Annotated in this window: 11 protein-coding genes; 4 read left to right on the top strand and 7 right to left on the bottom strand. The window is 36.0% G+C overall.

Translation table 11 applies throughout. From position 1 onward, the window contains the following. Nucleotides 1-4: 4 nt before the first annotated feature. Complete coding sequence (locus QUH73_RS12065; protein ID WP_101310082.1) at nucleotides 5-331, bottom strand: P-II family nitrogen regulator; 327 nt, start codon at nucleotides 329-331, stop codon at nucleotides 5-7. 59 nt (nucleotides 332-390) lie between these two features. Continuing rightward, nucleotides 391-1215: a nitrogenase iron protein gene (nifH, locus tag QUH73_RS12060; protein WP_289530691.1), complete on the bottom strand. Its 825-nt coding sequence runs from the start codon at nucleotides 1213-1215 to the stop codon at nucleotides 391-393. A gap of 514 nt (nucleotides 1216-1729) precedes the next feature. Here nifH and QUH73_RS12055 point away from each other — a divergent pair. Together QUH73_RS12055 and QUH73_RS12050 are read left to right on the top strand one after the other, a co-directional pair. Then, entirely contained in the window at nucleotides 1730-3286 is a 1557-nt protein-coding gene (locus QUH73_RS12055; protein WP_289530690.1) for a sigma-54 interaction domain-containing protein, read from the top strand. Between the two features lie 26 nt (nucleotides 3287-3312). Continuing rightward, nucleotides 3313-3804 (top strand): GNAT family N-acetyltransferase, encoded by a 492-nt coding sequence (locus tag QUH73_RS12050; RefSeq protein WP_289530689.1) that lies wholly within the window; start codon nucleotides 3313-3315, stop codon nucleotides 3802-3804. A 19-nt stretch (nucleotides 3805-3823) separates the two neighbouring features. On the opposite strand, the gene hemH is transcribed toward QUH73_RS12050, so the two are convergent. The 4 genes from hemH to QUH73_RS12030 all read right to left on the bottom strand — a co-directional run bounded on the left by hemH (nucleotide 3824) and on the right by QUH73_RS12030 (nucleotide 8044). Then, nucleotides 3824-4837, bottom strand: a complete 1014-nt coding sequence (gene hemH, locus QUH73_RS12045; protein WP_289530688.1) for a ferrochelatase — start codon at nucleotides 4835-4837, stop codon at nucleotides 3824-3826. 137 nt (nucleotides 4838-4974) lie between these two features. Next, complete coding sequence (gene hemF / locus QUH73_RS12040; RefSeq protein WP_289530687.1) at nucleotides 4975-5868, bottom strand: oxygen-dependent coproporphyrinogen oxidase; 894 nt, start codon at nucleotides 5866-5868, stop codon at nucleotides 4975-4977. A 36-nt stretch (nucleotides 5869-5904) separates the two neighbouring features. Continuing rightward, nucleotides 5905-6216, bottom strand: coding sequence for a DUF6787 family protein (locus tag QUH73_RS12035; protein ID WP_289530686.1), 312 nt, complete (start codon nucleotides 6214-6216; stop codon nucleotides 5905-5907). A gap of 184 nt (nucleotides 6217-6400) precedes the next feature. Continuing rightward, nucleotides 6401-8044 (bottom strand): peptide MFS transporter, encoded by a 1644-nt coding sequence (locus tag QUH73_RS12030; RefSeq protein WP_289530685.1) that lies wholly within the window; start codon nucleotides 8042-8044, stop codon nucleotides 6401-6403. 410 nt (nucleotides 8045-8454) lie between these two features. Here QUH73_RS12030 and QUH73_RS12025 point away from each other — a divergent pair, with 410 nt between their 5' ends. Beyond that, nucleotides 8455-9966, top strand: a complete 1512-nt coding sequence (locus QUH73_RS12025) for an NAD(P)H-hydrate dehydratase (RefSeq protein ID WP_289530684.1) — start codon at nucleotides 8455-8457, stop codon at nucleotides 9964-9966. 76 nt (nucleotides 9967-10042) lie between these two features. Beyond that, nucleotides 10043-11185 carry a DUF4831 family protein gene (locus QUH73_RS12020; RefSeq protein WP_289530683.1) on the top strand — a complete coding sequence of 381 codons (1143 nt, stop codon included), beginning with the start codon at nucleotides 10043-10045 and terminating at the stop codon, nucleotides 11183-11185. A gap of 87 nt (nucleotides 11186-11272) precedes the next feature. On the opposite strand, the gene QUH73_RS12015 is transcribed toward QUH73_RS12020, so the two are convergent. Further along, nucleotides 11273-12544: an adenylosuccinate synthase gene (locus QUH73_RS12015; protein ID WP_289530682.1), complete on the bottom strand. Its 1272-nt coding sequence runs from the start codon at nucleotides 12542-12544 to the stop codon at nucleotides 11273-11275. Between the last annotated feature and the right edge of the window lie 42 nt (nucleotides 12545-12586).

Raw genomic sequence — 12586 nt, 5'->3', positions numbered from 1 at the left:
AGGTTTATAATTCTTTGGTGCCTCTGCTTATTGTATAGGCTTCATCAACTGGAGATACAAATATTTTTCCATCACCGAAGGCTCCTTTTGGAGTGGATCGGGCAGCATCCAAAATGGTATTGATAGCGAAGTCTTTGTCTTCATCTTTTATAACCATCATCAGCATTTCTTTAGGTAGTTCATCGTAAGTAACATCACCTATTTTTATTCCCCGCTGCTTACCGCGGCCAACCACCGGCATTTTTGTTACAGCGATGTATCCCGCTTCAAATAGAGCTTTTAAAACTTTATTGGTTTTTTCAGGACGGATTATTGCTTTTATCATTAACATATTCTGTATTGTTTTAAATGTTTGGAATTATGTGTTTTTATTAATTTGGGTAAGATTTATTAGGCGTCAATACCAAAATCGATTAGAAGTTTTTCCAATTCTTCCATTTCCAGAGGCGTAGGAATTACAAACATTTGATTGCCATCTATGGCATTGGATAATTTACGATATTCATCGGCCTGTCCATGTTCCGGTTCATATTCAATCACTGTTTTACGATGAATTTCAGCTCTTTGAACAACATTGTCACGAGGAACGAAGTGAATCATTTGTGTGCCTAATTTTCGTGCCAATTCTTCAATCATATCACTTTCGTGATCAACATTACGAGAGTTGCAAATTAAACCTCCCAAACGAACAACTCCGTTCTGTGCATATTTTTGAATTCCTTTACAGATATTGTTTGCAGCATACATGGCCATCATTTCACCTGAAACAACAATGTAGATTTCTTCCGCTTTTCCTTCACGGATCGGCATTGCGAAACCTCCGCAAACCACATCTCCAAGAACATCGTAGAATGTGTAGTCTATTTCGTATTTGTCATCCCAGGCACCTAGTTGTTCCAGCATGTTAATCGAAGTAATAATTCCACGACCGGCACAACCAACTCCTGGTTCAGGTCCGCCTGATTCAACACATCTTACTCCTCCATAGCCCGGACGAACAATATCATCCAAATCAACATCTTCACCTTCTTCACGCAGTGTGTCAAGAACTGTTTTTTGAGCTAATCCTCCTAATAATAATCGTGTGGAGTCGGCTTTTGGATCGCATCCAACAACCATGATGTTTTTTCCTGCTTCAACCAATCCTGCTACAGTATTTTGTGTGGTTGTTGATTTTCCAATTCCACCTTTTCCGTAAATGGCAATTTTTCTCATGTCAGTTATATTATTTGTTAATAGTTGTCAGGTTGTATTCATAAAGCGTACCATTTGCAATTTTAAATTGTTTACTTCTTGATTCTAATTGATCGTAATTAGCTATCTGTGAGTTGGTTATGTTTATTTTGTCGGGATGTGTTCGATTCTCATTGCACTTCAAAATCCTACAGATTTGTAGGAAATATAGCTTTTGAGTACATATTTGAATATAAGTGCATATTTGTTGATTCAGTAAGGGGTTGCGAACTGTTTTATTATCTGGGTCATACAAAAATGTATTATTAGTAAAACCTGAATTGAGGACTCAAATTCTGATAAAATGATTTTGTTTGTGTTGAGGATTGTTTAAATGGGGTATGTTTGTTTTAAATGTATTTTATTTGTATTTAATTGTGTTTTGTGTGGGGGGTGTGATTTAAAATAGATATAAATAATTAAATCATTTATTGATTTTATGGGGGTGATGTTGGTTTTTTTGTAATTTCGCAGATGTATCCCCTAAATTTCGATTATGAGTTTAAAATGTAAAAAGGCTGGCGACGAATGTTATGGTTTTAAAGAGATGTCTCTTCTTTTCGAGATAAGCCAACGACTTTTGAACAGTAATGAATTGAAACAGGATTTATCACCGATATTAGCTTGTTTGGTGAAACACTTGAATGCCGAAAGAAGTTTTATTACTATTTTCAATCGGCAAACAAACCGAATGATGATTGAGGCAGCTTATGGTTTAAGTGCTTCGCAGCAAGCAAGAGGAAAGTATGATTTAGGTGAGGGAATTATAGGTAAGGTTGTTGAATTGGCCAGACCTGTTGTAATTTCTGAAATATCAAAATCGAAACTTTTTATTAATAAAATAAAAACGGAACTTACAAAAGACGGACAAGAGTTAACTTTTATTTGTGTGCCTCTTTTGCTTGATAATGCTGTTACCGGGGCTTTAAGTGTTGTGAGAATTTACAATTCCAACATTTCGGTTAATGAGGATATTCAACTATTAAGTATTGTTGGATCGATGATTGCAAAAACGGCCCGTTATAAGCAAGCTAAGGTTGAAGAACTTGAAGCATTAAGAGAGCAAAACAGAGAATTGCAAAGTCAGCTAGATAGCCAAAAACCGCATAATATCATTGGCAATTCGGGTAAGATGTGTGATTTGTATGCATTGGTAAATCGGGTAGCCCAAACAAACAGCACGGTTTTGTTACGTGGCGAAAGTGGGATTGGAAAAGAACTATTTGCCGAGGAAATACATACTAAAAGCAAACAAAAGGATCATAAGCTCATTAAAGTAAATTGTTCTGCATTGCCAGAAAGCTTAATTGAAAGTGAACTTTTTGGACATGAAAAAGGAGCCTATACAGGTGCCGATCAAATGAGAAAAGGACGATTTGAATTGGCCGATGGAGGAACAATATTTCTAGATGAAATTGGTGATTTGCCTTTATCTACGCAAGTAAAATTGTTACGGGTTTTGCAGGAAAGAGAGTTTGAGCGTGTGGGTGGTTCAAAAACCATTAAGGTGAATGTACGAATAGTGGCAGCAACAAACCGTAATTTGGAGGAGTTAATTGAGAATGGTGATTTTAGAGAAGATTTCTATTACCGAATTAATGTTTTTCCAATATTTATTCCTCCTTTAAGACAAAGAAGGGATGATATCCCAATTTTGGTTGATCATTTTATCGATAAATTCAATCGGAAGAATAATTTTCAAATTAAAAGAATAACAACATCTGCATTAAATATGTTAATGGTTCATCGTTGGCCAGGAAATATTCGGGAACTGGAGAATGTTATTGAACGATCATGCATTATGACGAAAGACAATGTTATTCATAGTTATGATTTGCCTCCAACTCTTCAAACTGCTGATTCAACAAACAGTGTAATGGAGGGGGGAATGATGGTTGTTGTTGAGCAGCTTGAAAAACAATTAATTCGTGATGCACTCACTACTACGGGTGGAAATGTAACAAAAGCAGCAGAATTGCTTTGCATTACAGAAAGAATGTTGGGGACAAGAGTAAAAAAATATGAGATTGAAACCTGGCGTTTTAAAGTGTAATTTAAAATAGATTCCAAACTATAAATATGACAAGACCTTCTTATTCCTATGTCGAGTTGGATCTTGATGATCCGGATCATCAGACGGCATTGTTCAATTTAATGAATGCGTATATGTTGGATCGGATGGGTTGTGAAAAGCCATTGCACGCAGATTCTTTCAAAGAATTAGTATGTGGATTGAAAAATCAGGCTAATTATTTAGGTGTGTTGGTAAAAAGTCAGGGTAAATATATTGCTTTATCTAATTGTTTTGTGAATTTCTCAACTTTCAAGATGTCTCCCCTCATAAATATTCATGACTTAATAGTTTTACCTGATTATAGGGGGAAAGGTGTAGGGCGATTCTTAATTCAATCTGTTAAGGCCATTGCCCGGAAGAGAGATTGTTGCAAAATAACCTTAGAAGTCCGCAATGACAATAAAACAGCTCAAAATCTTTACCTTTCGAAAGGCTTTAAGGAGTGTAATCCTCCAATGTATTTTTGGGAAGCAACTATTGATCGGGCTAACAATTAGGCGAATTAATTATTTTGGGTTATGAATTAATTACTAAATCCTTCAAGGTCGCAATCCACTTCGGATGATCGTTTAAACTTTCAACCAATACTAATTTTTCGCCGCCGTTTACCTCGAAAATTTCTCGGTATTCCATTCCAATTTCTACAGTTGTCTCTAAGCAATCAGCAACAAAAGCAGGGCTGAAAACGAGTATCTTTTTAGTGCCATTTTTTGCTTTTTCTTCTACTACTTTATCAGAGAATGGTTCCAGCCAGTTTTTGTCCAATCGGGATTGAAAAGAAACCGTGTATTTTTCTTTAGGGATAGAGAGTTTTTCAGCCAATAGACGACTGGTTTCGAAACAGGTTGAACGGTAACAATAGTAATCTGTTTCCGGAATAAATTTTTTGTGACAATCGCATTTAATACAATTCCGGTTTGGATGAACTTTGTTTATTTGACGAATTGGCAAGCCATGATAGGAGAATATGAAATGATCGAAGTCATTCAGATCATTCTTTTGGGCATTTTCAGCAATCGTATCCAAATATCCTTCATGGTCGAAGAATTGATTAATAAATCTGACATCCGGAATAACTTCCCATTTTTTGATAATTTCCATTGCTTTCTGGAAAGTTGAGCCTGTTGATGAGGAAGCATATTGAGGATACATTGGAAGGATAATCAACTTCTGAGGCATATCCTTTTGTATTTTATCCAGAACGCTCTTCATCGACGGTTGCTGATAACGCATAGCCAACTCTACAGTGAAATTGGAATCCAGTTCCCTTTGAAGTAAATCTTTTACTTTCTCTCCAGAAATTAACAATGGGGAACCATCTTTGGTCCACAATTTCTTGTATATTTTCGATGAACCTTTTGCCCGAAAAGGAACGATAATTAGGTTCACTAATATTTTCCGTAACAACCAAGGAATGTCAATTACTCTCGGATCGTTTAGGAATTCGAAAAGATAGGTGCGAACATCTGATACATCAGGACTTTTTGGTGTTCCTAAATTGAGTAGTAAAACGGTCGTTTTTTTTGACATGGTGTTCATCTTGGTTATTGAGACAAAAAGGGAGTGTTTAGCTGTTTCCCAGTTTAAAGTAATAAAAATTTTCTTCCACTGCTAAACAAATCAAACTGCAATTTGTTTTTTGATTTGGTAAGTAAACAGGATTGTACTTATTCCACCCAATTAATTCCTTTTTTTAGAAGAGAAAGTGTTAGCTCTTCTTTGGAACCTCTTTCAATTGGGTACTGATAAGTCCATCTCACTTCAGGAGGCATGCTGACCAGTATTGATTCGGTTCTTCCATTGGTATCCAGTCCAAATTTGGTTCCTTTATCTAGTACCAGGTTGAATTCTGCGTATCTTCCTCGTCGGTGCAATTGCCAGTCTTTTTCTTTCTCCGAATAGCTTTTCCCCTTGTTCTGACTCATTATTCGACAGTAAAGAGGTGCAAATAAATTGCCTACATCCATTGTGAAATTAAAAATTTGCTCCTTGCTTAAACCATCTGTTCCATTCAAATGATCGAAGAAAATTCCTCCAACACCACGTGTCTCCTCCCGAAAGGGAAGAAAGAAATAATTATCAGCCCAAGTTTTGAATTTTGAATAATATTCCGGATGATGACGATCGCATACTTCTTTCAGTTCCTTGTGAAAATCTTTGGCTTGATCTACATTTATATAAATAGGAGTAAGATCGATTCCTCCACCGAACCAAAACGTACCATCCTCTAATTCGAAGTAACGAACATTCATGTGTACAATTGGTACATGAGGGTTTTCGGGATGCATGATTAGTGAGACTCCGGTTGCAAAGAAATTTGAATTGGAAAGATTTAATTTGTGTTTGATTTTTTTTGGTAATTTGCCGTGAACTGCTGAGAATTGAACTCCACCTTTTTCTATAATGTTACCATTCGCTATTACTCTGCTTCTACCACCGCCACCTTCTTTGCGTTCCCAAGTATCTTCAGTAAAATTTGCTTTTCCATCGGTTGTTTCAATGGCTTTGCATATTCTGTCTTGTAACAGGCGAAATTTTTCGGCGATTATTTCTTTGTCCATGTAAGTGTGATTGTGTTCTTGATCCATATTGTTTTTCTAGGATAGAGGTTGTTCTTTCTTTTTAGGGATAAAACGGCTCAGCATTTTCTTCTCGAATTTCCAAAAGAATCGAAATTGGCCTAACAGACTGCCAACAATAATTAAAAACACCTGATAAGTTGGAGTGATTATTAAAATGCTCATGAAAATTTTAATCAGCAGGTTTGTGTCAGTACCAATTGACAAGTAGGCAAAAACAGACTTGCGTACCATAACCGCAAGACTTCCAGTAACCGAAAAGGCAATAAAAATTAGAATTAATTGGATGTTAGAGGTGATCTCCCAACGCTTTTTAAGTTTCTCAAACATGAGGTTTTATTTAGAATTATTTTGAATAAGAACAAATATAATATAAAATACCTTTATGTCTTAAATAGGATGCTAAAATTCTGTTTGAATTTATTGGTGAACCGATTGAATGTTTGATTTGAGAGTGGCAGGCATAAAAAAACCGCCTCTATTTGAGGCGGTTCTAATAGGCTATATTTTTATGTTAGGATACTTTCTCTAGTTTTTTCATGATAGAAAAAATGAAAGAAGCAGCAATAAAACACAGAATAATGAAAATTGTCCATACTTGCCAGATTGCAACTCGTTCATAAAGATAACTGCCAATGCTTAAAAATAAGTTTCCAACCGCAGTTGCACCCAACCAACATCCTTGCATGATTCCTTGGTATTTTGGAGGAGAAACTTTTGACACAAAAGAAATTCCCATCGGACTTAAGAATAATTCAGCGATAGTTAGAGTAAAGTAAGTGCTGATCAACCAACCTGTACCAACACGAAGATGATTAGGATCTGCTTGCATTGCATTAAAAGGATCTAAGCCTAAAGATCCAATTAAAAGAATTAAGAAACCAACAGATGTTATAATCATACCAATACCAATTTTTCTTGGAGCTGATGGTTCGATGCCTTTTTTGTTTAACCATGCAAATATACCAACAATAATAGGCGTAAGTAATACAATCATTGTTGGATTAAAATGCTGGAATAACTCAGGAGAGAATGCATTTACTTCAGGGTTTTGAGTATAGAAGTAATAGGTTGAAATTACAGAAACTGCAAGCACACCAGCTCCAATTAATTTGTTTTTTGCTGATGCTCCTTTGTTAAATATAGAGCTTAAAGCAAGTATTCCAATTACAATTGAAAGTAAAGACCAAATATTGAAAACCAAATAGGTTGCAGGTCCTACGCTGGTTACTGTATAGTCACGAGCAAAGAAACTCATGGTTAAACCGTTTTGGTGAAAGGCCATCCAAAAGAAAATAACGACACCAAACACAAGGAATAATGCAGTAAGTCTTTGTTTTGTTTCTTCTTTCGACATTTCAACAATTGCTCCTTTTGCTTCACCGGCTTTTTGCACATCTGGAAGTAATTTCTTATAAATAGAATAGATTACAAGAGATAAAATCATTGTAAGTCCAGCGACACCAAAAGCATAATTAAAACCAGAACTATAAGCGGAGAGATATTTTGTTGCAAAGTCTGATAAATCGGCAACAGGAGCTCCAGATACCTTATCAGCAAGTGTTTGCAATTCAGAAATAATTCCGGTATCTGAAGGAGCTGCTTGAAATTTATGGATGATTGCCGGTAAGGCATCATCACGTAAAAATCCTTTTGATTTTATAAACCAGTTAATGATTCCGGCAGCGGCACTAGGTGCAAAAAGAGCACCAACATTGATACCCATATAGAATACGCTAAACGCTGAATCTCTCAAATGAGAATATTTGGGATCATCATAAAGTTGACCAACAACAGCTTGCAAATTACCTTTGAACAAGCCATTTCCTAATGCAATTACGAATAAAGCAAGAACCGTGAAAACCAGACCAAAGCCTGGAATAGCCATTAATACATAGCCGGCTAGCATCGTAATAAGCCCGATATAAATGATGCCTTTGTAGTTTTTAGTTCTATCAGCTAGAAAACCTCCAACAAGAGCTAATCCATAGATAGAGCCATAAAAAACACTGTATATCATACCTGCTTTAGTCGCAGATAAACCATATTTTGCGGTAAGGTAGTATACCAGAATTCCCATCATGGTGTAGAAGCCGAAACGCTCCCCCAAGTTGGCGAAAAATGCAACGTATAGTCCTTTAGGATGTCCTTTAAACATAAATGTTAGTTTTTAGTTATAAAAGTAAAGTTTCAGTTTTAAGATTGACAAATATATAGAAAAAAAAAGAAGACAGTAAGGATTTGTTATCAGAATGAATCTATTTAAAACGTTTTCGTAAGTAGAATTGGTTATTGAAAGTTTAGTATCTTTGATTGAAACGTTCATAACATAAGAAATAGGAACGCAGAAATAGACGAAAAAAGTAAGATTGATACTGATACCTGAAGTGTTTTGTTTTATCAGATTATGATATTTTGCTTGTATGCCTATGGATTGCGTGCAATTTAATTTTTAAAAACTTAATACAATGAAACGTCCACGATTGAATAATTACTAACTCACACACGGGCATGATTATTTTAATCATGGTAAGTTCCATCTGACCATAACATGAAAAATATATACAGATGAAAATATTTACTGCTAAACAGGTTGCTGAAATAGATGCTTACACTATAGAGCACGAACCAATATCTTCTATCGATTTGATGGAACGAGCCGCGGGTCAAATTTTTAAATGGATTATTTCACATTTTCCAGCCCCTAAAAATTGCAAGATTTTTGTTGGTCCGGGTAATAATGGAGGCGATGGATTAGCCTTGGCACGCATGTTGGCTGACAAAAATTATGCTGTTGAAGTATTTGTGCTTCGAATAAATGATAAGGTATCGGCTGAATCTGAGGTGAATCTGGAGCGAATAAGAAATCTGAATACATTGGATTTGTACGAAATGACTTCGATTGAATCGATGCCATGGCTTTTTAAGGATGACATAATTGTTGATGCAATTTTTGGCTCAGGCTTATCAAGGCCTTTAGAGGAATTGTCGTTGGATGTTGTGAAAGCCATAAATGCCAGTGATGCAAATGTTATTGCCATTGATATTCCATCGGGCTTGATGGGAGAGGATAACTCTAAAAATAATCTGAGAGGAATTGTCCGGGCAGATTACACATTAAGTTTTCAATTTCCCAAATTGGCATTTCTTTTTCCCGAAAATGCTGAATATGTTGGTGAATGGGAAGTCTTGCCAATTGGGTTGCATCCCGAAATAATTCAAACAGAACCCACTGCCTACAAGTTATTAAGTAGAGAGTTTGTGAAATCTTTATTGATGCCCAGGAAAAAATTTGATCATAAGGGAACCTACGGTCATGGCTTACTTATAAGCGGCAGTTATGGGAAGATGGGGGCTGCAATACTGGCTTCCCGTGCTAGTTTGCGTTCAGGAATTGGACTGTTAACCACCCATATTCCGCGTTTGGGATATCAAATAATGCAAACAACTGTCCCCGAAGCCATGGTTAGTATCGATCGTTCAGATATTATTTTTACAGAATATCCCGATTTGAGCCAATTTAAGGCGGTTGCTATTGGTCCGGGCATTGATAAAAAGCAAAATTCTTTTATGGCAATGATTGATCTTTTAAAGGAAGTAAAAGTTCCTATGGTAATAGATGCTGATGCGATTAATATCATAGGAGAGCATCCTGAACTAAAAGAAGAATTGCCAATGGGAAGTATTTTTACTCCACATGTTAAGGAGTTTGAGCGTTTGGTAGGAAAAAGCGGTGATAGTTATACCCGCAATTGCATGCAGCGGGAGTTTGCAAAAAAGCATGGACTAAGCTTGATGCTAAAAGGAGCATATACGGCTATTTGCTGTCCGGAAGGAAGTTGTTATTTTAATCCCACAGGTAATCCGGGAATGGCAACAGCTGGCAGCGGTGATGTGTTAACTGGAATAATATTATCTTTGTTATCGCAGGGCTATTCATCACATATCGCGGCAATAATTGGAGCGTATCTGCATGGTTTAGCGGGCGATTTAGCTTCTGTAGATGTTGGTGTAGAGGCACTTACTGCCAGCGATATAATTGACTATTTGCCAAAAGCATGGTTGCATTTAAAAAAATAGTAAGCTTTGTATATTAGTTCGGTAATAATTACCGTTAATATTATTAGCCGATTTTAAACAAAAAATTCAGATGATAATGAACCGAATGATTCTAAGAACTTTATTGGTATTACTTGTTGTAATTTCTTGTCAGTGGTACGCCGGTGCTCAAAAAAGAAGAACACTTGAAACTCCAAATACAGTAGTGTATGCATTACCTCAAACAGTTTTAAAACTTAATGTGACTGCCGAAAAAACGATTTTGAAAAGAGGTCCTTTTGCCGAATATGCAAAAAAATATCTGAATATTTCGGATGTTGTTTCTGCTGATGGAGTGGAGTGGGAACTAAAATCAATTGATGTTTCCTCTCATGGTGAGGTAGATCCGGAAGAATATCATAAAATTACCACTTCAGTGGATTATGAGCCTGGTTTAATTTCTTTAACTCCTAACGGATTAATTAGAGGCTTTAACTTGGAGAAGAAAATGATATTGAAAGAAGAAAAGGAATCTGTTTTCATTACTGAAGATAAGATTAATATAGAATACGGGAAATTTTCAATCGATCCAATAATAAAGTATAAAGAGGATACCATTTTTAAAGTTGTGGAAACTGATACTGCCTTTGTAAAAGTACCGGTTCTGGAAAAGCAGGTCTTGGTAAAATCAATGGAGGAAAAAGCGGAAGAAGCCGCTCATCAAATATTTAAGTTAAGAAAAAGACGATTTAAAATATTAACTGCAAATTATGATGTATTGCCTCCGGATGGAAAGGCTTATGAGGTAATTGTTGGAGAATTGGAAAAATTGGAAAATGATTACATGTCTCTGTTCATTGGTAAGAGAGTTGGTTTTTTAGAGAGTTTTCAGTTTTTATACACTCCTAAAAATGGTGAAAATGGCGGCGTGATTTTTAGAATGTCTCCGCAAGCTGGTCCTGTAGGAGTCAATAATTTGGGAGGAAAACCAATTCGTGTCGATTTTAAAAATTTAGAGCAAACAAGAGAATTGGCTATTATTCCTGCAGTTGGGCTTGTTCCTCAAAAGCAAATATTTTACCGAATTCCAGGAATGGCTGATGTGTCCATCTCTAATGGAAAAGAAATATTATTTCAGAATAGAATGCCGATTGCACAGTTTGGAAAAATAGCGAACATGCCTGCAGAAGTATTGCTGAATGAAAATTACAGCATTGAATTCTATCCTGATTTAGGATCGATTAAAAATGTAAGTAAATAATGTTTTACAGAATTAAAAAAAACCTGTTTGAATTTTCAAACAGGTTTTTTTTTGAGTCTTAAAAAGACTTTTATTATAGGTGCCTGATTAATCAAGCATTCTTTCAATAGTTTGAGCTCTGTTTGGACCAACAGAAACAACTTTAACAGGCACTCCGGTTTCTTCCTCAATAAAATCAATGTACGCATTGAATTCTTCAGGGAATTCATTTTCATGAGTAACAGCAGTCATATCCGTTTTCCAGCCTTTAAACTCTGTGTAAACAGGTTTAATTTCGTCAGTCATTTCATAAGGAACATGCTCAACTTCTTCCCCGTTTACAAGGTAAGAAGTACAAATTTTAATCGTATCAAAATCGTCCATTACATCCGATTTCATCATGGTTAATTCAGTAACGCCGTTAATCATGATTGAATATTTAAGAGCAACCAGATCCAACCATCCGCATCTTCTGGCACGACCAGTTGTTGCTCCGAATTCATTTCCTTTAGCTCTTAACAAATCTCCATCTGCATCAAAAAGTTCAGTTGGGAATGGTCCCATACCAACTCTTGTGCAGTAAGCTTTAAAAATACCAACAACTCTGCCAATTCGATTTGGTGCAATACCTAAACCAGTACAAGCTCCTGCACAAACAGTGTTCGATGAAGTTACAAATGGATAGGATCCAAAGTCAACATCGAGCATGGTTCCCTGTGCACCTTCAGCAAGAATTGATTTACCATCTTTAAGAGCATCATTAAGGAATTGTTCGCTGTCGATTAACTGAAATTCAGCTAAAACTTTAATTCCTTCAAACCATTCGGTTTCGTATTCAGAAATATCGTAATCAAACTCATAAAGTTTGTCAAGCATTAACCGATGCTTGTCAACTAAAGAGTCGTATTTTTCCTTGAAGTTTAATTTGATATCTCCTACACGTAAACCGTTTCTTCCGGTTTTATCCATATAGGTTGGTCCAATTCCTTTAAGGGTTGATCCAATTTTTGATTTTCCTTTAGCTGCTTCAGATGCCGCATCAAGAATTCTGTGAGAAGGTAAAATTAAATGAGCCTTCTTCGAAATAAATAAGGTCTTGGAAAGATCGACTCCAAGTTTTTTTATTCCTTCAATTTCTTTCTTGAAAATTACCGGGTCGATAACAACGCCATTTCCAATAACATTAATCTTATCATCGCGGAAGATACCGGAAGGGATTGTATGCAGAACGTGCTTAATTTCATTAAATTCCAAAGTGTGTCCTGCGTTGGGGCCACCCTGAAAACGGGTAATAAAATCGTACTTTGGGGTTAGTACATCCACAACTTTTCCTTTACCTTCATCTCCCCATTGGAGGCCTAAAAGTACATCAACTTTCATCTGTCTAATAATTTGATAGTAAATCTTAACAAGTAATTATCC

The organism is Labilibaculum sp. K2S (genome assembly GCF_030372765.1).
Lineage (GTDB): Bacteria > Bacteroidota > Bacteroidia > Bacteroidales > Marinifilaceae > Labilibaculum.
The sequence above is the reverse complement of the archived record's forward strand: the minus strand, read 5'-3'. Positions and strand labels throughout refer to the sequence as shown.